Source organism: Streptomyces albireticuli (assembly GCF_021228125.1).
In the GTDB taxonomy this organism is placed as follows: Bacteria; Actinomycetota; Actinomycetes; order Streptomycetales; family Streptomycetaceae; genus Streptomyces; species Streptomyces albireticuli.
On sequence record NZ_JAJQQS010000002.1, the window covers coordinates 284,530 to 305,886 of the forward strand.

Below are 21,357 nucleotides of genomic sequence, written 5' to 3' on the forward strand. Positions count from 1 at the left end.
GCACCGCCTTGCCCGAAGGGCATACGATCCACCGCCTCGCGGCTGACCACCGCGCCATGTTCGCGGGCCGTACCGTCCGCGTGACCAGCCCCCAGGGGAAGTTCTCCGACGGCGCCGCCCTCCTCGACGGCCGCCCCCTGGAGACCGCCGAGGCCCACGGCAAGCACCTCTTCCTCGACTTCGGCGGCGGCGACCGGATCCACATCCACCTCGGCCTCTTCGGCAAGTACGCCTTCGGGACGGGGCACGCCCCGCCGCCCACCGACACGGTGCGCCTGCGCCTGGCGAACCCCGAGGGCCACGCCGACCTCCGCGGTCCCACCACCTGCGCACTGATCACCGACGGCGAGAAGCGTGCGATACACGACCGCCTCGGCCCCGACCCGCTGCGCCCGGACGACGACCCGGACAAGGCGTGGCAGCGGATCTCCCGCAGCCGCACCACCGTCGCCGCGCTCCTCATGGACCAGAAGGTCATCGCCGGCGTCGGCAATGTCTACCGCGCCGAGGTCCTTTTCCGCCACGGAATCGACCCGTACCGCCTCGGTCGCGACCTCACCCGGTCCGAGTGGGACGCGATGTGGTCGGATCTGGCGGAGCTGATGCGCGAGGGCGTCCGGAACAACAGAATCGACACCGTGCGCCCCGAGCACACCCCGGAGGCCATGGGCCGCCCACCGCGTGTGGACGACCACGGCGGCGAGGTGTACGTCTACCGCCGGGCCCAGCAGCCCTGCCATATCTGTGGCGGCGAGATCCGCACCGCCGGTCTCGCCGCCCGCAACCTCTTCTGGTGCCCCGCCTGCCAGCAGCGCTGACGGGCCCCCGGCCCACCGGCCCGGGGGCGGCACCGCAGCGGCGCGGGGAACAGCGGGCTCAGAAGCCGTGCGGCAGCCACGGCGCGACAGAGCCGCCGAAAGCCGTCGCCGCCTCCTCCAGGGCGCCCTCGCGCACCTCCACCACCCGGCCGGCCGCCGCCAGCGAGGCCGGCGACACCCCGCCCAGATAGGCGGCACCCAGCTCCCGCACGGACAGCACCAGGTCCGCGGCGTCCTCGGTGCGCTCGCAGGAAGCCCCCTTCGGGTCCCCCGACAGCCGCCAGCGCCCCGCGTTCCACGGACAGAAGTCGTCGGCCACCTCGAACACCATGTCCAGCGGCGTCCGGTACGCACGCGCCGCCAGCGCCGCGCCCACGTCGACCAGCCGTACGTGCAACTGGTCCCGCACCGCCGGCTCGCACCGACGCACGTCACCGGCCAGGTGCAGCAGCGGATCGTCGACCGGCCGGTTCTCCGCGACGACCCGGGACGTCAGGTCGATCCCGCACAGATAGCGCCACAGCGCCGCGTACGCCTCCGGGGTCAGGGCCTCGACGTCGCGCAGCAGCACCGTGCCGTTCGGCCCCGCCTGTGTCCACTCGGGATTCACCGCGTACCGCGCGTACCCCACGACCCGGCCGCCGGCCTCGGCGAGGACGCACTGCAACGGCGACGCCCCCGCGCGCTCACCGGCCGGGTCCAGCAGGGGAAGGGCCTCCCAGCCCGGCCGCCGCTCCAGCATTCCGGGGCGGGCGGCTACCCGGCGCGCGTAGACCGCCTCGCAGGCGTCCCGTGCTTCATCGGGCTTCGACAAGCGCAACCGCACCCCGTCCGTGCCGTCCGGGACGGCGAGGCGCACCCGCGTCGTATCGACGGCCACGCGCAGGGAGTGGGTCGCGATGCCGTAGCCGAACCGGCCGTAGATCTCCGGCTCGGAAGCCGTCAGCACCGCTATCGGTTCACCCCAGGCCCGCACGTCGTCCAATTGACGCCGCATCATCGCGCGCAGCACGCCGCGCCTGCGGTGCGTGGGACGCACACCCACCATCGTCACCCCGGCGGCGGGCACCGCCGCACCGCCCGGGACCGTGATCCGGAAGTCGAACGCCCCGGTCGTGCCCACGACTTCGGGACCGTCCCAGGCGCCGATCGAGCGGTCGAACCGGGCCAGCCCGCGCCACAGCGCGGCCGCCTCGGGAGCCTCGGCGACCCCGCCGAAGGCCAGCTCCACCATCTCGTACCAGGCGTCCCAGTCGGCCTGGCGCAATACCCGTAACTCCGTCGTCATGCCCTCATGACAGCAGCGGATTCCCTTCCGGGCGAACGAATTTCGCATATGGTGGCTCTCCGTGCTTCTTTGCGCCCTGCCCCCGGTCGACGTGTCGGCGCGGCGTGAGTCGACGCACCGCCGAATGGGTGGATAAGGTCACGATGCAATGACTGGCGGTGCGGATACCCCGACGGCCCGGATGCGCAAAGCACTGCACCGGGCTCGCACGAGCGTGCGCAAAGCCGGTGTCGACTACTTCCGCGGCGACGGCTCCGACTGGATCGCCCTGGGCGCCCTGCTGCTCTGCGTGCCCGCCCTCGCGCTCGGCACCGTGGCCGTGCCCGAGTGGTGCGCGCCCTCGGCGCTCGTCCTGCCCATCGTCGCCGGCGGGCTGCTGCTGCGCCCCGCCAGCCTGCTCGCCCTCTACGCCGCCTCCGCCGCGGCCCTGATCGCGGAGGCCGCCGCCCTGGACACGGGCGGCCACGGCGGCGCCGACCGGGTCACCCCGGGCACCATCCTCGTCGTCGCGGCCGTCGGCTTCCTCGGGCTGCTCATCGCCCAGTTCCGCAGCCGCGTCGGCGTGCCCTGGCGGCGCGGCGGCACCATGCTCTTCGACCTGCGCGAACGCATCCGCGTCCAGAGCAAGCTGCCCAAACTGCCGCGCGGCTGGCACCGGGAGATGGCCCTGCGCCCGGCCGGCGGCCAGTCCTTCTCGGGCGACTTCGTCGTCGCCGCCCGGACCAACGGCGGGCGCACCCTGGAGGTCGTCCTCACCGACGTCTCCGGCAAGGGCATGGACGCCGCCTCGCGGGCCCTGCTGCTCTCCGGGGCCTTCGGCGGCCTGCTGGGCTCGCTGCCGCCGCACGCCTTCCTGCCCGCCGCCAACGGCTATCTGCTCCGCCAGGACTGGGACGAGGGCTTCGCCACCTCCGTCCACCTCGTCCTCGACCTCGACAGCGGCGACTACGAGATGTTCTCCGCCGGCCACCTGCCCGGCCTCCAGCTCAGCGCCGGCACGGGCCGCTGGGAGGAGAAGGCAGCCGAAGGCCCCCTCCTGGGCGTCTACGACGGCGCCCAGTTCGACCCGATAAAGGGCACGCTGGGCGCCGGCGACGTCCTGATGCTCTTCACCGACGGCCTGGTCGAGACGGCCGAGCGGGATCTGACCGAGGGCATGGACCGGCTCACCGGCGAGGCGGACCGCTATGTCTCCGGCGGCTTCCAGGGCGCGGCCTGGCACCTCATCGAGGCGGTCGCCAAGGACGTCAACGACGACCGTGCCCTGCTGCTCATCTGCCGCCACTGAGCGGCCGCCCACGTCCCTCCCGAGGAGCCGCATGCCGCACCGACCCGCACCCGCGCCGCTGGACCTCGCCGCCGTGGAGGCCCTCGCCCGGCGGGCGCACGCCGCGCAGACGGACAAGGCCGGCCGCCCGTACACCGAGCACCTGGCCGCGGTCGCCGAGGGCGTACGGGCGCGGGGCGGCACCGAGGCGCAGATCGCCGCCGCCTGGCTGCACGACGCGGTCGAGGACGGCGCCGTCACCGAGGAGTGGCTGGCGGCGGCGGACCTGCCGCGGCAGACCAAGGACATCGTGCTCGCGGTGACCAAGAGGCCCGGGGAGACCCCCGAGGCGTACGCGGCGCGGATCCTCGCCACGCCGGGCGCGCTCACGGTCAAGGCCGCGGACCTCGCGCACAACGCGGACCCGGCCCGGGCCGCCGTCCTCGACCCGGACACACGCGACAGGCTGCGCCGCAAGTACGCCCGTATGGGTGAACTCCTCGGCCTGGACGGGTTCGCCGTCTGAGGCCCTCGGGGCGTCCGGTTCAGGGCCTCTCGCGGAAGGCCCAGTCCATCCTCGGTTCCACGGCGAAGCGGAAGACCCGTCTCACCGGCGGGGTGCACAGCGCGGTCATCATCCCGGCCGCCAGCACCGTCACCACCACGCCGCCGACCGGACCGCGGATCCAGGCGTAGGCGTCGTACCACTCCCACCAGCGCGAGAGCTTGATCAGGAAGCCGTGCAGCAGAAAGCCGTAGAGGGTGCCCGCGCCCAGCGCCGTGAACCACACCGTGCGGCGCGGGACCCAGGCGAGGAAGCACACGATCAGCACCGCCGCGCAGCCGAACATCGCCAGCTGCATCACCGGCGCGGCCCACAGGGGCGCGGCCAGCTCCTGGACGCTGTCGTTGTGGTAGAACCACGAGCTGTTCATCCGCGGCGCCGCCCAGTAGGCCACCGCGATCGCGGTCGCGAACACCGGAACCGCTGCGATACGAAGCCACCGGCGCTGTACGAGCTGGAAGTGGCGCGGTTCCAGGTGCAGGCCGATCACGAAGAACGGCAGGAACTGAAGGACCCGCTGAAGGTCGAGATCATTGCCGACCTCGGGTGACAGTGCCGCGAGGATCGCGATCGTGAACGACACCGGAACGGCCCGGCGCAGGTTCTGCCAGATCGGCGTCGTCAGCCGCCAGACGAACAGCGCGGCCAGGAACCAGTTCAGGTACCAGGGGTTGAGCAGCGTGATCGGCTCCGGCGGGGCGTCCTCCGCCAGGTGCTGGAACCACGTGTACGCGACCTCGAAGATCAGGTACGGCACGACGACCCCGGTGACCAGCCGCTTGACCTTGGCGGGGCTCAGGTCGAAGCCACGGGAGAAGTAGCCGGATATCAGGATGAAGGCCGGCATGTGGAAGGCGTAGACGGTGAGGTAGAGCGCCAGCGCCGCGCGGCTGGTGTGGGTGAGCGGCTCCCAGGCGTGTCCCAGGGCCACGAGGACGATCGCCAGGTATTTGGCGTTGTCGAAGAACGGGTCGCGCGGTGTTCTCGCGGAGGACGCTCCAGGGAGCCCCGGAAGCCGCGGTGCGGGTACCGCCGGTCGTGTGGGAGGGGTGACAGCGGGAGGCATTCGAGGCACCTTAGCGGCGGATTCGGAAGCGGTAAAACCCTGTTCCGTTTATTTGCTTATTCACCCCGAACCGGTCTTATCCAAGTCAAGTCGCCCGATATCATCTCCCGCTGCTTTCCGGACGATTCTCGACGTGCTGTCGACGAAACGTCACACTGCCCCTGTAGAGGGCAAGTTGGTGGCACGATGATTGATGTGTGGGGGCTGCGGGGCAGCATGTCTTCCGGGGCCGATCAGGTGTTCCGACCGAGGGTGTGATCAGTTGTGGCCATTTCGCTGTCAGTGGTGCTGCTCCTGGCGATCGTGCTGGTGGTGATGATCCGTGCCGGCAATATCAAGGGCGGGCCGGCGATCGTGGCGATCCTCTTCGGCTTCTTCCTCGCGTCGACGGGCATGGCGCCGTCGATCCAGCGCTTCCTGAACTCGATCGCCGAGACGATAAACGGCATCAAGTTCTGACGCCCCGACGTGCGGCGACGCCCTTGGTCGGGGACGGTCGGGAGCCCGGAACGCCGTGAGCGTGGAGCGGGAGCACGCCACGGGAGCACGAAAAACGCCTCCGGCCCGGGGCCGGAGGCGTCATCTGGAGCGGGTGACGGGAATCGAACCCGCGTAGCCAGTTTGGAAGACTGGGGCTCTACCATTGAGCTACACCCGCGTACACCGCGACGGCCCGGGGGCCGTACGGCTCTGCGATGCATCGTAGCGGGTCCCGGCCCCGCGTCGCACACCCCGCCCCTCCGTGCGTGACCGGCCGGTCGTCCTCCGTGTGACCGCCCGGGAAAGTCGGCGTCCGGAGGTCCCGGGGGCATGTACCCTACGTCTCGCACCGACGGGGTGTGGCGCAGCTTGGTAGCGCGTCCGCTTTGGGAGCGGAAGGTCGTCGGTTCGAATCCGGCCACCCCGACCATCAAGATCACATTGTGGGGCCCATCCTGCTTGCGGTTACTATGCAAGCTGCGTGCCCGTGTGTCTGTGTGCCGGGCGCGACTCGCTGAACCTCAGCGGAATCCCAGAAGTCAGCCCCAAGGAGACCGAACCGTGAAGAGCGCCGTGGAGACCCTGAACCCGACTCGGGTTCGGCTCACTGTCGAGGTGCCCTTCGAGGAGCTCAAGGCCAGCCTCGACGCGGCGTACAAGAAGATCAACCAGCAGGTCACGGTGAAGGGCTTCCGTCAGGGCAAGATCCCGGCCCGCGTCATCGACCAGCGGTTCGGCCGCGGTGCGGTCCTCGAAGAGGCCGTCAACGACGCGCTCCCGAAGTTCTACACCGAGGCGGTCAACGAGGCCGACCTCAACCCGCTGGGCCAGCCCGAGGTCGACATCACGGAGCTGAAGGACGGCGAGCTGCTCTCCTTCACCGCCGAGGTCGACATCCGCCCGACCCTGGAGATCCCGGACTACTCCGGCATCGAGGTCACCGTCGACGCCGCCGAGGTGAGCGACGAGGACATCGAGAAGTCCCTGGAGCAGCTCCGCGACCGCTTCGCCACGACCTCCCCGGTCGAGCGCGCCGCCGCCGAGGGTGACATCGTCACCGTCGACCTGGAGGCCAAGGTCGACGGCGAGGTCCTGGAGGACGGCGTCGCCAAGGGCATCGACTACACCATCGGCTCGGGCCAGCTGCTCGAGGGCATCGACGAGGCCGTGACCGGTCTCGAGGCCGGCGCCACCGCCACCTTCACCTCCGAGCTCAAGGGCGGTTCCGCCGAGGGCAAGGAGGCCGAGGTCAAGGTCGACGTCACCGCCGTCAAGGCCCGCGAACTGCCCGCCCTGGACGACGAGTTCGCCCAGCTGGCGAGCGAGTTCGACACCCTGGAGGAGCTGCGCGCGGACAGCGCCAAGCGCCTCGCCCGCATGAAGAAGTACGACCAGGCCACCCAGGCCCAGGAGAAGGTCCTCGACGAGCTGATCAAGCTGGTCGAGGTCCCGATGCCCGAGAAGCTGCTCGAGGACGAGGTCAACACCCGCAAGCACAACCTCGAGCACCACCAGCTGGGCCAGATGGGCCTGGACCTGGCGAAGTACCTGGAGATCCAGGGCAAGTCCGCCGAGGAGTTCGACGCCGAGCTCAAGGAGCAGGCCGAGAAGGGCATCAAGACCCAGTTCATCCTCGACGAGATCGTCAACAAGGAGAAGCTGTCGGTCGGCCAGGAGGAGCTCACCGAGCACCTCATGCGCCGTGCCCAGTCCTCCGGCATGAGCCCCGACCAGTTCGCCCAGGCCGTCGTCGAGGGTGGCCAGGTGCCGATGCTCGTCGGCGAGGTCGCCCGCGGCAAGGCCCTGGCGTCCGTCGTCGAGGTCGCCAAGGTCCTGGACACCAACGGTGAGGTCGTCGACCTGGACGACGAGGACGAGACCGCCGAGACGGTCGAGGCCGCCACCGAGGTCGTCGAGGCCGCCGAGGGCACCGAGGACAAGACCGAGGCCTGAGCCTCGCCCACACTCGTGACCGGTCCGCGCGACCGGTGACGGAAACGGGCCCGGCCGCACACCCCACCGGGGTGTCGCGGCCGGGCCCGCCGTGGTCTCACGGCCCTGGCGAACCTGCGCTCAGAGCGAACAGTTCCTGATGCGGGATGGCGCCCGCCTACCAGCGCGTTAGGGTCCGTAGATACGGGGGCAGGGGAGTCCCGTGGCGCGACGCGGATGCCCGGACGACGCGCCCGCACCCCGCCCCGTGAAGAAGACGCTGAGACGGCTCGCGGCCGTCGAACAACGAGCAGGTGGATACGTGACGAATCTGATGCCTTCCGCCGCCGCCGGCGAGCCGAGCTTCGGTGGCCTCGGCGACCAGGTCTACAACCGGCTGCTCGGGGAACGGATCATCTTCCTCGGCCAGCCGGTCGACGACGACATCGCCAACAAGATCACGGCGCAGCTGCTCCTCCTTGCCGCGGACCCGGACAAGGACATCTACCTCTACATCAACAGCCCGGGCGGCTCGATCACGGCCGGCATGGCGATCTACGACACCATGCAGTACATCAAGAACGACGTGGTGACCATCGCCATGGGCCTCGCCGCCTCGATGGGGCAGTTCCTGCTGAGCGCCGGTACGCCGGGCAAGCGCTTCGCGCTGCCGAACGCCGAGATCCTGATCCACCAGCCCTCCGCGGGCCTGGCGGGCTCCGCCTCGGACATCAAGATCCACGCCGAGCGGCTGCTGTACACCAAGAAGCGGATGGCGGAGCTGACCGCCCTCCACACCGGTCAGACCGTCGAGCAGGTCACGCACGACTCCGACCGCGACCGTTGGTTCTCCGCCGACGAGGCCAAGGAGTACGGCCTCATCGACGAGGTCATGAAGACCGCCGCAGGCGTTCCGGGCGGGGGCGGCACCGGGGCCTGAGCCCCGGCGAGCCCACGCAGCGAAACCCCGCCCCACCGAACGCCATCAGGATGGTGAAGAAGCAGATGAACAACCACGCCGGCAGCGGCCTCTACACGGGCCCCCAGTCGCAGTCGACCGGCCCGCGCGCCGAGTCCCGCTACATCGTTCCGCGCTTCGTCGAGCGCACCTCGCAGGGTGTGCGCGAGTACGACCCGTACGCCAAGCTCTTCGAGGAGCGGGTGATCTTCCTGGGCGTGCAGATCGACGACGCCTCGGCCAACGACGTCATGGCGCAGCTGCTGTGCCTGGAGTCGATGGACCCGGACCGCGACATCTCGATCTACATCAACAGCCCGGGCGGCTCCTTCACCGCTCTCACGGCGATCTACGACACGATGCAGTTCGTGAAGCCCGACATCCAGACGGTCTGCATGGGCCAGGCGGCCTCCGCCGCGGCCGTGCTGCTCGCCGCCGGTACCCCCGGCAAGCGGATGGCGCTGCCGAACGCCCGCGTCCTGATCCACCAGCCGTACAGCGAGACGGGCCGCGGCCAGGTCTCCGACCTGGAGATCGCGGCCAACGAGATCCTGCGGATGCGCGCCCAGCTCGAGGACATGCTGGCCAAGCACTCGACCACGCCGATCGAGAAGATCCGCGAGGACATCGAGCGCGACAAGATCCTCACCGCTGACGAGCTGCTCGCGTACGGTCTGGTCGACCAGATCGTCTCGACGCGCAAGACGTCCGTTACGGCCTGACCGTTTCCGGTGGGACTTCCGTCCGGAAGTCCGTCCGGACCACCGTGCCGCCGGCCGCCCCCTTGGACCGAGTAGGTCCAAGGGGGGCCCGCTCGGGGGGCCCGGCAAGGTACCGTCGATAGGCAAGCACCCGGGTTCGCAGAGCAAGGCGGATCCCAGGCGAAGGGGAAGCACCTCGTGGCACGCATCGGTGACGGCGGCGACCTGCTCAAGTGCTCGTTCTGCGGCAAGAGCCAGAAGCAGGTGAAGAAGCTCATCGCGGGTCCTGGTGTGTACATCTGCGACGAGTGCATCGACCTCTGCAACGAGATCATCGAGGAAGAGCTCGCGGAGACCTCGGAGGTGCGCTGGGAGGAGCTTCCCAAGCCCCGCGAGATCTACGAGTTCCTCGAGGGCTACGTCGTCGGCCAGGAAGCGGCCAAGAAGGCCCTCTCCGTGGCCGTCTACAACCACTACAAGCGCGTCCAGGCCGGTGAGAACGGTGGCCACCGCGACGACGGCATCGAGCTGGCGAAGTCCAACATCCTGCTGCTGGGCCCCACGGGCTCCGGCAAGACGCTGCTCGCCCAGACGCTGGCCCGCATGCTGAACGTCCCGTTCGCCATCGCCGACGCCACCGCCCTGACGGAAGCCGGCTATGTCGGCGAGGACGTCGAGAACATCCTGCTGAAGCTGATCCAGGCCGCTGACTACGACGTCAAGAAGGCCGAGACCGGCATCATCTACATCGACGAGATCGACAAGGTCGCCCGTAAGAGCGAAAATCCGTCGATCACACGGGACGTCTCCGGTGAGGGTGTCCAGCAGGCCCTCCTGAAGATCCTCGAAGGCACCACGGCCTCGGTGCCGCCCCAGGGCGGCCGCAAGCACCCGCACCAGGAATTCATCCAGATCGACACGACGAACGTCCTGTTCATCGTGGGCGGGGCCTTCTCCGGCCTGGAGAAGATCATCGAATCCCGCGCGGGCGCCAAGGGCATCGGCTTCGGCGCCACGATCCGCTCCAAGCGGGAGATCGAGGCGAGCGACCAGTTCCAGGAGGTCATGCCCGAGGACCTGGTGAAGTTCGGCATGATCCCCGAGTTCATCGGCCGCCTCCCGGTCATCACCTCCGTCCACAACCTGGACCGCGAGGCCCTCCTCCAGATCCTGGTCGAGCCGCGCAACGCCCTGGTGAAGCAGTACCAAAGGCTTTTCGAACTCGACGGTGTCGAGCTGGAGTTCGACCGCCCGGCGCTGGAGGCCATCGCCGACCAGGCGATCCTGCGCGGCACGGGCGCGCGCGGCCTGCGCGCCATCATGGAAGAGGTCCTGATGTCGGTGATGTACGAGGTCCCGTCCCGCAAGGACGTGGCCCGCGTGGTCATCACCGCGGACGTCGTCCACTCCAACGTCAACCCGACGCTGGTGCCGCGTATCGTCCCGAAGGACGAGCGGCACGAGAAGAGCGCGTAGCGCGCGCCGCACAGCTTCTGAGGGGCGCCCGGCCGGGGATCCGGCCGGGCGCCCCTCTTCATGCCCGCGAGCGGGCGTCAGAAGGCCGTGGGGAGGGCCGCCAGGGCCGCGTCCCAGGGGAAGGCGGCCGGGTCGGCTCCGGGGCCGGCGAGGCCGCCCCCGTCCTCCCCGAGCAGCACCTTCACCCCGTACTCCCGCAGGAGCGCCACGCTGCGCCCGAAGGCGGGGTGGGCGGCCTGGGCGGAGCTCAGGTGCGGCACCGCGACGAGCGGCAGCCGCAGGCCGACGGCCTCGTTGACGAGACTGAGCGCCAGGGCGTCGCTGATGCCCGCCGCCCACTTGTTGACCGTGTTGAACGTCGCGGGCGCGACGACCATGGCGTCCGCCGGTGGCAGCACGTCGGGTTCGCCCGGGAGCTTGTGCGCGCTGCGCACCGCGTGCCCGGTGAGCCGTTCCAGCCCGGGCACGTCCCGCTCGATCCACCGCAGGGCGGAGGGCGTCACGACCAGGCACACCTCCCACCCGGCGGCCTGGGCCTTCTCGACGCCGGTACGGACATGCCGCGTGGGCGAGGCGGCGCACGCGATCAGGTACAGCACACGGGTGGCAGTCATGCGCGCAGTCCACACCGGCCCGGCCCGGGGGCGCAACCGCCCCGGGGCAGCCCTCGGGCGGGGGCACCGGCCCGCTCTCAGCCCGCTTTCAGCCCGTTCTCCGGACGTCCCGGTAGACCGTGGCCGTGACCTTCGCGAAGGCCGTCTCGTCCACCGCCGACGCCGAGGTCTTCCGCGGGTCGAAGGAGATCAGCAGCGCGGCGTCCGACTTCTCCGCCCAGGCGCAGGCCGGGGCGTACGCGCCGCCGTCGAGGCGGACGACCTCGCAGGTGAGGGAGGGGCCCCGCGGGCCGTCCGGGGTGAGGACGCGGCGGGCGGAGACCACGGCGGGGGAGCCCGGGCCCTCCTCCAAGCCCTTCAGCATGCCGTCCAGGACGGCCTCGGGGCCGCCCACGCGGCCGTAGGCGCCGGACAGCGACAGGGTGGCCTTCGGGTCGTCCGCGCGCGCGTAGCGGGCCAGCACCGAGACCGTGCCCTCCGGCATGCCCGGCTGGACGGTGATGCCCTCCTTCTCCAGGGCCTCCGTGTCCGCCACCAGCCGGTACGCCCCGTCGGCGACGGCCGGCGGGGTGACGAGCCGGGTGGCCGGGCCGCCCTCGTCGTGCCCGCCGCCCAGCAGGAGCAGGGCGCCGGCCACGGCCACCGCGGCCCCGGCCACCGAGGTGACGAGCGCGGCCCTGTTCAGCGCGTCACTTCGCGATCTCCACACGGGCCTCGGCCCGGAGCCGCGCGGCGAGGGACGCCGCCTCGTCCATGGGGATGTCCTTGCCCGCGAGGGCCATCCCCTGATCGGAGAGGACCGTGAGGCCGACCGTGCCGCGGTCGGCCCAGACGCAGACCGGCATCGTGAAACCCCCGCTCGGTAGCTCGTACCTGCCGTACTGGCATTTCATGATGGCGGCGTCGAGCCCCTCGGGGGTCACTTTCCGCGGACTGCCCTCGAACTTCGTCTTCTTGGACGACTTGTCCTTGTCCCGCGCTATCAGCGCGAAGATGCCGTCCACGACCTTCTCGGGGTCCTTCACCCGGCCCCAGGCGCCGTTGAGCCGCAGCATCCTGCGCGCGTTCCCGGTGCCCGTCTCGTAGACGGCGCCGACGTCCTGCGCGTCCGACACCCCCAGCTTCCGGAGGTCGTTCAGCTCGGCCGCGTCGAAGCCCGCCTTGTCCGACTCCCGGGCGTCCTTCTGATAGACGCCCGCCACCGTCTGCGGCGCGGTGAGCTGGTAGCGCCTGCCGTCGTCCGGGGCGTCGCCCCGGCCGTCCATCAGCAGGACGACGCCTCCGACGATCGCCCCGACGAGCACGAGCGCGCCCACCGCGATCCCGATCGCCTTGCCCTTACCGCCGCCGACCCGCGGGGGCACCGGCGGCGGGCCGTACGGCTGTTGACCGTAAGGCTGCTGCGCGTACGGCGGTTGACCGTAAGGCTGACCCGGAGGCTGCTGGGCGTAGGGCTGACCGTAAGGCTGCTGCGGCGGTGCCCCTCCGTACGGGTTCGGCTGTGGGGGCGGCGGCGTACCGTACGGGTTCGGCTGGTGATGGCTCATGACGTCGTTCTCAGCTCGCCCGGCTCCCGGCTTCCTCCGTGGTCTCCACACGAACGTCCTGCCGCAGCTTGGCCGTCCGGTTGGCGGCCTCCTCGATGCCGAGGTCCAGGCCCTGCACGATCAGGGAGGCGTCCAGGGCGAAGACCGTGCCGACCGTGGACTTGTCGGCCCAGATGCACAGCGGCATCCGCAGATCCTTGGAACCGGGAGAGCCGGGCTTGCTCCACTTGCTCACCTGGCACTTCAGCACCGCGTCGCCCAGCCCCGCCGGGGACATCCGCTGCGGGCTGCCCTCGAACTCGGTCTTCGAGTCCTTATCGGTGTCCTTGGCGGCGCTGTCCGCGATGTCCTTGAACAGGCCGTCCACGACCGCCTCGGGGTCCCGGACGTCGTCGGCCCAGGCGCCGGTGAACCGGAGCAGCTTCTGGGCGCGCTTCTCCTCGCCGGACTTGTAGGCCCCCGTGACGTTCTGCGGGTTGACGACGCCCAGCAGCCTGAGGGTGTTCAGGTCCTTTGAGTCGAAACCGCCCTTGGAGTCCCCGGCGTCCTTCTTGTAATCACCCAGGACCACCTCGGGCGCGACGAGCTTGTACCGCTTCGCCGGAGCGGGCGACGCGGAGGAGGCGCTGGGAGCGGGGCTCGCCGAGTTCTTGCCGTCGGCCTTGTCGTCCTTGTCGTCGCTCTTGCCGCCCCCGGCCACGAGGACGACGCCCGTCACGATCGCCGCGACGAGCACGACCGCGCCGGCCGCGATGCCGATCATCTTGCCCTTGCCGCCGCCCTGCGGGGGTATCGGCGGCGGGTACTGCCCGGGCATGCCCGGGCCCCCGTACGGCTGCCCGTACGGGTTCGGGGGCTGCGGCGGCGCACCGTACGGGCCCGGCTGCTGCGGGGCCCCGTACGCGGGCGGCGGGGGGTACCCCTGGCCCGGACCGGGCTGAGCCGGCTGCCCGTACGGGTTCGACGACGGCGGCTGCGGCGGCTGCTGGGGCGGCTGCGGCCCGCCGTGCGGACCTGGCTGGTGGTGGCTCATACGGGGGCTCCCCCTCGGGTTCGTGCTACTTCTTCTCGCGTATCTCGGTGCGGACCTTGGCCGTGACCTCGGACAGCTCCTTCGCGGACAGCCCCTTGGTCCTGCCTTCCGCCACGCCCTGCATGTTGTCGACCGTGACCATGCCGAGGAGACCCTTGTCGCCCCACACGCAGGTGCTGGTCTCCAGCGCGCCGCCCATGGGGGCGCCTCCGTCGAAGGTGTACGTGGTCTTGGAGTCGGTGCACTTCAGCACCGCGCCCTTGAACCCGGCCGGGCGGTAGTCCTTGTACGGCGTCTTCTCCGTCTTCGCCCCGGGGATCCGCTGCTCGTCCTTCTGTTCCTTCTCCATCTTGGCGAGCATGGTCTCCACGCTCTTCACGGGGTCCGGGATGTCCCCGTGCACACCGATGACGCGGAGGCTCTGCTTCTCGGCGTTCGCGTACGAGCCGTCGGAGCCTTCCGCGTTCTCGATGCCGAAGTTCTTCATCTCCTCGGTGTCGGAGTCGCTGGGCGGCTCCGGCTTGTCGTCGCCTTCCGAGGAGTCCTTCTTGAACTTGCCGTCCACGAGGGTGTCCGGCATCACGACCGTGTACGAGGCCGCGTCCTCGCTCTCCTCCCCGCCGCCGAGGAGGTAGACGCCCCCTGCCACGAGGGCGCCCACCACGACGAGCGCGCCGGCCCCGATGCCGATGGTTTTGCCCTTGCCCTTGCCCTTGCTGTTCGCGGCGGAGGGCGGCTGGACCTGCCCCGGCTGGTTGTCGTTCATGTGGGGGTTCCTCGGGGCTCGGTGCGCTGTGCTGTCGCGTGTGGGGAGGGAGTGGGTGCTTTTTTGGGGACTACTTGTTCTTGCGGACTTCGTTGCGGATCTTGGCGGTGGCCTCGGCGAGGTCCTTGGCGGACATGACGTTGCCGGTGCCGCCCGTGCCCATCGAGCTCTTCGAGACCCGGTGCTGGACCACACCGACCGCGCTCGTGTCGCTCCAGAAGCAGATCGAGTTCTCGGAGGAGGACGAGATGGTGCCGTAGGTGGCGGTGGTCTTCTCGGTCTTGCACTTCAGGACAGCGCCGTCGAAGCCGCTGGGCGAGAACTCCGTGAAGGGCGTGACCGTCTCCGTCTGGCTCTTGGTCAGCCCCTGCATCTTCTTCTGGTTCTCCTCCGTCTTCGCGATCATCGCGTCGGCGGTCTTCTTCGGGTCCGCGATCGAGCCGTAGACACCGCTGACACTCAGGCTCTGCTTCTCGGCGTTGGTGTAAGCCTCGGAGACGACCGTGCCGTTCTCGATGCCGTACTGCTTGGCGTCCTTGTCGTCGGCCACGCTCTTGGGAGCCTTGTCCGGGGTGGAGGCGGAAGCCTTTGTGTACTTCCCGTCCAGCAGCGTCTCCGGCATCACCATCGTGTAAGGCGCCACCTCCCCGTCACTCCCGCCCATGAAGTACATGGCACCGCCCACGAGCGCGCCCACGACCACCAGCGCGCCGACCGTGATCCCGATCGCCTTCCCCTTGCCCCCGCCCTGCGGCGGCACCGGCGGCGGGTACTGGCCCGGCATGCCCGGCTGCTGGCCGTAAGGCGGCTGCTGGGCGTACGGGCCCGGCTGCTGGGGGGCGCCGTACGGGGGCTGCGGCGCGCCGTAGGGGGCCTGGGGCCCGCCCGCGTACGGCGGCGGGGGCGGCGGGGCCTGCTGGGGGTAACCGTAGCCGGGCTGGCCGGGGGCGCCGCCCTGGCCGTACGGGCCGGGCTGCTGGGGCGGCTGCTGGCCGTAGGGGCCCGGCTGGTTGAAGCTCATCGCGTCGTGTCTCTCTTCGAATCCGTGGGGGGAGTGGCAGGAGTCTCGTGACAGTCCGATCATCCTTCCTGATCTCTTACGCGGGCTTTACCACGAGGTGGCAACGGTTTCGGAACAGTTGCCCGGCAAGACCCGCACCCCACAGCCCGCCCGCCCCGCACGCACCCCCCGCACGCCGCCCCGAATGGATTCGTAACCCCCGCGCACGCCCCCGTAGACTTCTCCCGTGACCGAGAACACTCAGCGCCCCGACAGCGGGCCGAACGACAGCAACCCCGAACTGCCGACCCAGTACGCGCCGGCCGATGTAGAGGGGCCGCTGTACGAGCGCTGGGTAGAGCGCGGTTACTTCACCGCCGACGCCAAGAGCGAGAAGCCGCCGTACACCATCGTCATCCCACCGCCGAACGTCACGGGCTCGCTGCACCTGGGCCACGCCTTCCAGCACACCCTGATGGACGCCCTCACCCGGCGTAAGCGCATGCAGGGCTTCGAGGCGCTCTGGCTGCCCGGCATGGACCACGCCGGCATCGCCACCCAGAACAAGGTCGAGCAGCAGCTCGCCGAGGAGGGCAAGTCCCGCCACGACCTGGGGCGCGAGGAGTTCGTCTCCCGCGTGTGGCAGTGGAAGGAAGAGTACGGCGGCAAGATCCTCGGCCAGATGCGGCGGCTCGGCGACGGCGTCGACTGGTCCCGTGAGCGCTTCACCATGGACGAGGGCCTCTCCAAGGCCGTCCAGACCATCTTCAAGAAGCTCTACGACGACGAGCTGATCTACCGCGCCGAGCGCATCATCAACTGGTGCCCCCGCTGTCTGACGGCCATCTCGGACATCGAGGTGGAGTACCAGGAGGACGCGGGCGAGCTCGTCTCCATCACATACGGCGAGGGCGAGGAGACGCTGGTCGTCGCCACCACCCGCGCCGAGACGATGCTGGGCGACACCGCCGTCGCCGTCCACCCGGACGACGAGCGCTACAAGCACCTGGTCGGCAAGCAGATCAAGCTGCCGCTGACCGACCGGACCATCCCGGTCGTCGCCGACACGCACGTCGACCCCGAGTTCGGTACGGGCGCGGTCAAGGTGACCCCGGCCCACGACCCGAACGACTTCGCGATCGGCCAGCGCCACGGCCTGCCGTCGCAGACGGTCATGGACGAGCACGGCGTCATCACCGTCCACGGCCCCTTCCTCGGCCTGGACCGCTTCGAGGCCCGCTCCGCGGTCGTCGGCGCGCTGCGCTCGCAGGGCCGGATCGTCGCCGAGAAGCGCCCGTACACGCACTCCGTCGGGCACTGCTCGCGCTGCAAGACCACCGTCGAGCCCCGCCTGTCGCTCCAGTGGTGGGTCAACGTCAAGCCGCTCGCCAAGGCCGCCGGTGACGCGGTCCGCGACGGCCGGGTCGCGATCCACCCCGAGGACATGTCGAAGCGCTACTTCGACTGGGTCGACAACATGCACGACTGGTGCATCTCGCGCCAGCTGTGGTGGGGTCACCGCATCCCCGTCTGGTACGGCCCCGACGGCGAGGTCGTCTGCGTCGGCCCCGACGAGCAGCCGCCCACCGGCGAGGGCTGGCACCAGGACACCGACGTCCTGGACACCTGGTTCTCCTCCGGCCTGTGGCCCTTCTCGACCCTCGGCTGGCCGGAGAAGACCCCGGACCTCGAGAAGTTCTACTCGACCGACGTCCTGCTCACCGGCCACGACATCATCTTCTTCTGGGTCGCCCGGATGATGATGTTCGGCCTGTACGCGATGGACGGCGAGGTCCCCTTCAAGACGATCTCGCTGACCGGTCTCGTCCGCGACGAGCGCGGCAAGAAGATGTCGAAGTCCTTCGGCAACGTCGTCGACCCGCTGGACTGGATGGACAAGTACGGCTCCGACGCCGTCCGCTTCACCCTCGCCAAGGGCGCCAACCCCGGCACCGACGTGCCGATCGGCGAGGACTGGGTCCAGGCGTCCCGCAACTTCGCCAACAAGATCTGGAACGCGACCCGCTTCGCGCTGATGAACGGCGCCACGGTCGAGGGCGAACTGCCGCCCGCCGAGCAGCTGTCGGCCACCGACCGCTGGATCCTCTCGCGCCTGAACGCCACGCTCGCCGAGGCCGACGCCTTCTACGACGACTTCCAGTTCTCCAAGCTCACCGACGCCCTCTACCACTTCGCGTGGGACGAGGTCTTCGACTGGTACGTCGAGCTGTCCAAGACCACCTTCATGGGCGGCGGCGAGCCGGCCAAGGTCTCCGGCCGCGTCCTCGGCGAGGTCCTCGACGTCCTGCTGCGCCTGCTGCACCCGGTCGTCCCCTTCGTCACCGAGACGCTGTGGACGACGCTCACGGGCAAGGAGTCCGTCGTCGTCGCCGACTGGCCGAAGGACAGTGGCTTCCGCGACGCCGGTGCCGAGCGCGAGATCGAGAACCTCCAGCAGGTGATCACCGAGGTCCGCCGCTTCCGCTCCGACCAGGGCCTCCAGCCCGGCCAGCGGGTCCCGGCGCGCCTCGACCTGAGCGGTACGACGCTCGCCGCCCACGAGGACGCCATCCGCCAGATGCTGCGCCTCCAGCCGGCCGGTGACGACTTCCAGGCCACCGCGACGCTCCCCGTCGCCGGTGCCACCGTCGCCCTCGACCTGTCCGGCACGATCGACGTCGAGGCCGAGCGTAAGCGTCTGACCAAGGCGCTGGCCGCGGCCGAGAAGGACAAGGCGCAGTCCACGGCCAAGCTCGGCAACGAGGCGTTCCTCGCGAAGGCCGCCGAGGCCGCCGTGGAGAAGATCCGCAAGCGGCTGGAGACGGCCGAGGCCGACATCGAGCGGATCAGCTCGCAGCTGGCGGGGCTGCCGAAGGGCTGAGCCGGCGCCTGACGGGCATCGAACGGCCCCCTGCGCATCATGCGCAGGGGGCCGTTCGCATGTCAGGTGCGGGCGGGCCGGTGGGGGCTTGTCGCGCCCACGCGGCGGAGCCGCGGAATGACTCCGCCCCGCGCCCCTTCCGGGCCCCGGCGCTGGTCGCGCCCGCGCGGCGGAGCCGCGGACCGGCACCGCCCCGCGCCCCTTACGGGGCGCTAACGCGCCGCCCACGGTCGTGTCCGGTTCGGGTCCCACATCGGGCCCCACGGGCCCTCCACCAGCCCGTCGTTCTCCTCGGGCAGCGGCCCGCGCCGCCCGCGCCGGTGCTGCGGCCAGAACAGCACGTACGCCGTCGACACCGCCACGAAGCACAGCCGGATCAGGCCCTTGGCCGACTCGTCGGGGACGGCGAAGACGCTGCCGTAGAGCACGATCAGCGCGATCCAGCTCCACCACGGCACCAGGCGCCGCTGCCCGCACACGTCCCACAGAAGGGTGCCGAGCAGCACGGAGGCGGTGTAGTAGGTGTAGACGCTGGGGTCGAGGAGGATGCGGGCGTTCGCGCCGAGCAGCACCACACCGGCCCAGCGGCCGCGCCACACGGCGATCGCGCCGAGCGCGAGACCGAGCGCGGCCTGCGCGGGGCGGGCCCAGTCGGGGGTGACGGGGGTGTTGCCGCCGAGCCAGCGCAGCGCGGAGGCCGGGTTGTTGGGGATGGTGAACTTCGCCGCGGCGAAGGAGTCCGGGGCCGCGATGAAGAACGGCAGCCAGGCGACGGCCAGCAGGGCCCCGCACCAGAGGACCGCCCGCATCCAGCGGTCCCGGGGGAGGGCGAGGATGAGCGGTACGAACGCGAGCGCGGTCGGCTTCGAGTCCATCGCCAGGGCCAGGCAGATGCCCACGGCGGCCGGGTTGCAGCGGGTCAGGAACCAGACGGCCATCGCGGTGAAGAACAGCGCGAGCACGTCGTCGAGGTGCCCGAAGCGCACCGAGACCTCGATCCACATGGGGATGAAGGCCAGCCCGGCGATGAGGACGCGCTGCCGCAGCCGCTGGTGGTTGGTGCCGGTGCCCAGGAAGTGGATGGCGGCGCTGCGGCCCGCGAGGACCACGATGACCAGGCCGAGGGCGGACATGAAAGCCGCCGCGAGGAACTGGCCCGTGTGCTCCGAGAAGGGGTTGAACAGGCCCGCCACCAGGAAGCTGATGGGCCCCATCTGGAGCTCGGGGTGGTGGGCGTAGAGATTGAGCCCGCCCGTGCCGTCACCGTTCGCGCCCTGGTAGATCAGCTCGCCGCCGGTCCGCAGATAGTGCCAGGAGAAGCCGCCGCTGGGCTCCACGACCGCGAACCACAGCACGGTCCACGCCGTGAGCAGCAGCAGGTGCATCCGTGTGCTGATTTCCGGTACCCGCACAACACTCCCGTTCCGCCACCCGGAACCGCTCCGGGACATGTGTCACCGGGGGTCAGATGGCGTAACGGGAGTGGAGGTTGCCCTGTGGGGTGATTCTGTGACCTACTTCATGGTTTGCGCGAGAGGTGGTCACAGAAGGCCGGAGGGTCAGCTTTCGACGGCCACCGGGCCGGAGGTGACGACCTCGGCGTTGCGTCGGGTCTTGGCCCAGCCGTTGCGGCCCCGCAGCATCCGGACGAAGCCGCGCGCGGACGCCGGGAAGAGGTGGTACGCGTACACCCACAGGGCCAGGCCCCACAGCAGGGAGACGAGCAGCGAGCTGCCCGGCGCGCGGTCCCGGCGGTAGACCGGGCCCCACAGGACGAACGGCAGGACGGAGACGACGGCCAGGACGACCACCAGCGGCCACAGGGCGAGCATGCCGCCGAACGCCTCGCCGAAGCCGTCCTCGGCCACGGTCATGCCGAGCACGGCGAACATCACGGCGCACAGCGCGAGCGTCACCAGGTGGGCGACGGGCTGGAGGAAGGTGTACAGCGTCTCCAGGACGCCCTTGCCGCCGTAGTGTCGGGACGAGACGATGCGCGGCGCGTAGCGGACGCACTGGAGGTTGCCCTGGGCCCAGCGGGTGCGCTGGGTGAGGAAGCGACGGCCGTGCGGCAGGCCCTCCTGCGAGACCCAGGTGTCGGCGATGTGGGATATCCGGTCACCGTTGAGGATCATGTGCAGGCCGAGCTCGTAGTCCTCCAGGAGCGCGCCGCGCTGCCAGGGGCGGCGCTCGGCGGCCGCGATGCGGTCCAGGGCGGCGAGCCGGGTGAACTGGCCGTTGCCGCCGAGGCCGACGGAGCCGGTGCGGCCGCGCAGCAGCTGCATGCCGGCGTTGGAGACGGAGAACTCCATGTCCTGCATCCGGACCAGGAGGCGGGCGAAGGCGTTGCGGATCCGGCCGCGGTCGGCCAGCGGGCGCGGGTCCTCGGCGTTGCGCATGTGCACGCTGACCTGGACGCCGCCGGTCTCCGGGTCGCCGAAGCCGGCGGGACCGCTGACGCGGGCCAGGGCCCGCGGGTCGAGCTGGCCGTCGGCGTCGATGACGCACACGACGACCTTCTCGCGGTCGGTGTCCTCCGCCAGGAACTGGTTCAGCTCGTCGTACGCGGCGTTGAGGGCCGCGCCCTTGCCCTGCCGGGCCTCGGGCCGGCGGCGGCTGACGAGGTGCACGCGCCGGTCGGTCTCGGCGCGCTCGGCCACGATCGCGCCGGTGCGGTCCTCGCTGTCGTCGTCGATCACCCAGACGTGGGCGCCGGGGTGGTCGGCGCGCAGCCGCTCGACGGTGGTGCCGACGACCGCCTCCTCGTCCCGGCAGGGCACGAAGAAGTGCCACTCGTGGGAGGCCGGGTCGCCCTCCTCGACGGCGGGGCGGCGCAGATAGGCGTTCCGGGCCCCCGCCCAGTAGAGCAGGAAGCAGATCAGGAGGAGGAAGGGGAAGGCGAGCAGGAAGGGGCTGGAGAACATGCGGTGCTCCCGGGTGGGGTCGTGGTGGCGGCCGGCGGCCG

At 70.6% G+C, this 21,357-nt stretch carries 19 protein-coding genes and 2 tRNA genes; 10 read left to right on the plus strand and 11 right to left on the minus strand.

The features are described 5' to 3' along the window. Window positions 1-8 precede the first annotated feature (8 nt). Window positions 9-818, plus strand: a complete 810-nt coding sequence (locus LUZ64_RS01425; RefSeq protein ID WP_095582540.1) for an Fpg/Nei family DNA glycosylase — start codon at window positions 9-11, stop codon at window positions 816-818. Between the two features lie 58 nt (window positions 819-876). Here the strand turns inward: LUZ64_RS01425 and LUZ64_RS01430 are convergent, their stop codons facing one another. Continuing rightward, complete coding sequence (locus tag LUZ64_RS01430) at window positions 877-2,106, minus strand: GNAT family N-acetyltransferase (RefSeq protein ID WP_095582539.1); 1,230 nt, start codon at window positions 2,104-2,106, stop codon at window positions 877-879. A 148-nt stretch (window positions 2,107-2,254) separates the two neighbouring features. Between LUZ64_RS01430 and LUZ64_RS01435 the strand changes: the two genes are divergently transcribed. Further along, window positions 2,255-3,394 carry a PP2C family protein-serine/threonine phosphatase gene (locus LUZ64_RS01435; protein WP_095582538.1) on the plus strand — a complete coding sequence of 380 codons (1,140 nt, stop codon included), beginning with the start codon at window positions 2,255-2,257 and terminating at the stop codon, window positions 3,392-3,394. A gap of 31 nt (window positions 3,395-3,425) precedes the next feature. Then, entirely contained in the window at window positions 3,426-3,899 is a 474-nt protein-coding gene (locus tag LUZ64_RS01440) for an HD domain-containing protein (RefSeq protein ID WP_095582537.1), read from the plus strand. A gap of 19 nt (window positions 3,900-3,918) precedes the next feature. On the opposite strand, the gene LUZ64_RS01445 is transcribed toward LUZ64_RS01440, so the two are convergent. After that, complete coding sequence (locus LUZ64_RS01445) at window positions 3,919-5,004, minus strand: acyltransferase family protein (protein ID WP_095582536.1); 1,086 nt, start codon at window positions 5,002-5,004, stop codon at window positions 3,919-3,921. A 264-nt stretch (window positions 5,005-5,268) separates the two neighbouring features. Here LUZ64_RS01445 and LUZ64_RS01450 point away from each other — a divergent pair, with 264 nt between their 5' ends. Beyond that, a complete protein-coding gene (locus LUZ64_RS01450) occupies window positions 5,269-5,463 on the plus strand; it encodes a hypothetical protein (RefSeq protein WP_095582535.1) in 195 nt (64 codons plus the stop codon). 125 nt (window positions 5,464-5,588) lie between these two features. Here the strand turns inward: LUZ64_RS01450 and LUZ64_RS01455 are convergent. Further along, window positions 5,589-5,662: transfer RNA gene (locus LUZ64_RS01455), tRNA-Gly, on the minus strand. A 175-nt stretch (window positions 5,663-5,837) separates the two neighbouring features. On the opposite strand from LUZ64_RS01455, the gene LUZ64_RS01460 reads away from it, so the two are divergent. The 5 genes from LUZ64_RS01460 to clpX all read left to right on the plus strand — a co-directional run bounded on the left by LUZ64_RS01460 (window position 5,838) and on the right by clpX (window position 10,551). Then, window positions 5,838-5,914 (plus strand) — tRNA-Pro (locus LUZ64_RS01460). A 131-nt stretch (window positions 5,915-6,045) separates the two neighbouring features. Continuing rightward, window positions 6,046-7,437 (plus strand): trigger factor, encoded by a 1,392-nt coding sequence (gene tig, locus LUZ64_RS01465; RefSeq protein WP_170116817.1) that lies wholly within the window; start codon window positions 6,046-6,048, stop codon window positions 7,435-7,437. 313 nt (window positions 7,438-7,750) lie between these two features. After that, window positions 7,751-8,356 carry an ATP-dependent Clp protease proteolytic subunit gene (locus LUZ64_RS01470; RefSeq protein WP_211305082.1) on the plus strand — a complete coding sequence of 202 codons (606 nt, stop codon included), beginning with the start codon at window positions 7,751-7,753 and terminating at the stop codon, window positions 8,354-8,356. Window positions 8,357-8,421: 65 nt separating this feature from the next. Next, window positions 8,422-9,096: an ATP-dependent Clp protease proteolytic subunit gene (locus LUZ64_RS01475; RefSeq protein WP_095582553.1), complete on the plus strand. Its 675-nt coding sequence runs from the start codon at window positions 8,422-8,424 to the stop codon at window positions 9,094-9,096. A gap of 177 nt (window positions 9,097-9,273) precedes the next feature. Then, the gene (gene clpX, locus LUZ64_RS01480; protein WP_087928123.1) at window positions 9,274-10,551 is read left to right on the plus strand and encodes an ATP-dependent Clp protease ATP-binding subunit ClpX; all 1,278 of its coding nucleotides are present in this window, start codon (window positions 9,274-9,276) and stop codon (window positions 10,549-10,551) included. Window positions 10,552-10,628: 77 nt separating this feature from the next. On the opposite strand, the gene LUZ64_RS01485 is transcribed toward clpX, so the two are convergent. The 6 genes from LUZ64_RS01485 to LUZ64_RS01510 all read right to left on the minus strand — a co-directional run bounded on the left by LUZ64_RS01485 (window position 10,629) and on the right by LUZ64_RS01510 (window position 15,532). Next, window positions 10,629-11,165, minus strand: a complete 537-nt coding sequence (locus LUZ64_RS01485) for a flavoprotein (protein ID WP_095582533.1) — start codon at window positions 11,163-11,165, stop codon at window positions 10,629-10,631. 88 nt (window positions 11,166-11,253) lie between these two features. Beyond that, complete coding sequence (locus tag LUZ64_RS01490; protein WP_143593272.1) at window positions 11,254-11,874, minus strand: hypothetical protein; 621 nt, start codon at window positions 11,872-11,874, stop codon at window positions 11,254-11,256. Next, the gene (locus LUZ64_RS01495) at window positions 11,855-12,712 is read right to left on the minus strand and encodes a hypothetical protein (protein ID WP_095582531.1); all 858 of its coding nucleotides are present in this window, start codon (window positions 12,710-12,712) and stop codon (window positions 11,855-11,857) included. The genes LUZ64_RS01490 and LUZ64_RS01495 overlap by 20 nt, the downstream gene beginning before the upstream one ends. A 10-nt stretch (window positions 12,713-12,722) precedes the next feature. Beyond that, window positions 12,723-13,745: a hypothetical protein gene (locus LUZ64_RS01500; RefSeq protein WP_095582530.1), complete on the minus strand. Its 1,023-nt coding sequence runs from the start codon at window positions 13,743-13,745 to the stop codon at window positions 12,723-12,725. A 25-nt stretch (window positions 13,746-13,770) separates the two neighbouring features. Beyond that, window positions 13,771-14,511, minus strand: coding sequence for a hypothetical protein (locus tag LUZ64_RS01505; RefSeq protein ID WP_095582529.1), 741 nt, complete (start codon window positions 14,509-14,511; stop codon window positions 13,771-13,773). A 70-nt stretch (window positions 14,512-14,581) separates the two neighbouring features. Next, window positions 14,582-15,532: a hypothetical protein gene (locus LUZ64_RS01510; RefSeq protein ID WP_232390573.1), complete on the minus strand. Its 951-nt coding sequence runs from the start codon at window positions 15,530-15,532 to the stop codon at window positions 14,582-14,584. Between the two features lie 226 nt (window positions 15,533-15,758). Here LUZ64_RS01510 and LUZ64_RS01515 point away from each other — a divergent pair, with 226 nt between their 5' ends. Then, window positions 15,759-18,392 carry a valine--tRNA ligase gene (locus tag LUZ64_RS01515; RefSeq protein WP_095578932.1) on the plus strand — a complete coding sequence of 878 codons (2,634 nt, stop codon included), beginning with the start codon at window positions 15,759-15,761 and terminating at the stop codon, window positions 18,390-18,392. 212 nt (window positions 18,393-18,604) lie between these two features. On the opposite strand, the gene LUZ64_RS01520 is transcribed toward LUZ64_RS01515, so the two are convergent. Then, the gene (locus tag LUZ64_RS01520; protein ID WP_095578933.1) at window positions 18,605-19,777 is read right to left on the minus strand and encodes a hypothetical protein; all 1,173 of its coding nucleotides are present in this window, start codon (window positions 19,775-19,777) and stop codon (window positions 18,605-18,607) included. A 174-nt stretch (window positions 19,778-19,951) separates the two neighbouring features. After that, window positions 19,952-21,316 (minus strand): XrtP-associated glycosyltransferase, encoded by a 1,365-nt coding sequence (locus LUZ64_RS01525; protein WP_095578934.1) that lies wholly within the window; start codon window positions 21,314-21,316, stop codon window positions 19,952-19,954. Window positions 21,317-21,357 lie beyond the last annotated feature (41 nt).

Coding starts and splice junctions, on each gene's coding strand:
- LUZ64_RS01430 (WP_095582539.1), bottom strand. CDS start 2,106: ATGACGACGGAGTTACGGGTATTGCGCCAGGCCGACTGGGACGCCTGG.
- LUZ64_RS01435 (WP_095582538.1), top strand. CDS start 2,255: ATGACTGGCGGTGCGGATACCCCGACGGCCCGGATGCGCAAAGCACTG.
- LUZ64_RS01440 (WP_095582537.1), top strand. CDS start 3,426: ATGCCGCACCGACCCGCACCCGCGCCGCTGGACCTCGCCGCCGTGGAG.
- LUZ64_RS01445 (WP_095582536.1), bottom strand. CDS start 5,004: ATGCCTCCCGCTGTCACCCCTCCCACACGACCGGCGGTACCCGCACCG.
- LUZ64_RS01470 (WP_211305082.1), top strand. CDS start 7,751: ATGCCTTCCGCCGCCGCCGGCGAGCCGAGCTTCGGTGGCCTCGGCGAC.
- LUZ64_RS01475 (WP_095582553.1), top strand. CDS start 8,422: ATGAACAACCACGCCGGCAGCGGCCTCTACACGGGCCCCCAGTCGCAG.
- LUZ64_RS01485 (WP_095582533.1), bottom strand. CDS start 11,165: ATGACTGCCACCCGTGTGCTGTACCTGATCGCGTGCGCCGCCTCGCCC.
- LUZ64_RS01495 (WP_095582531.1), bottom strand. CDS start 12,712: ATGAGCCATCACCAGCCGAACCCGTACGGTACGCCGCCGCCCCCACAG.
- LUZ64_RS01500 (WP_095582530.1), bottom strand. CDS start 13,745: ATGAGCCACCACCAGCCAGGTCCGCACGGCGGGCCGCAGCCGCCCCAG.
- LUZ64_RS01505 (WP_095582529.1), bottom strand. CDS start 14,511: ATGAACGACAACCAGCCGGGGCAGGTCCAGCCGCCCTCCGCCGCGAAC.
- LUZ64_RS01510 (WP_232390573.1), bottom strand. CDS start 15,532: ATGAGCTTCAACCAGCCGGGCCCCTACGGCCAGCAGCCGCCCCAGCAG.
- LUZ64_RS01520 (WP_095578933.1), bottom strand. CDS start 19,777: ATGCACCTGCTGCTGCTCACGGCGTGGACCGTGCTGTGGTTCGCGGTC.
- LUZ64_RS01525 (WP_095578934.1), bottom strand. CDS start 21,316: ATGTTCTCCAGCCCCTTCCTGCTCGCCTTCCCCTTCCTCCTCCTGATC.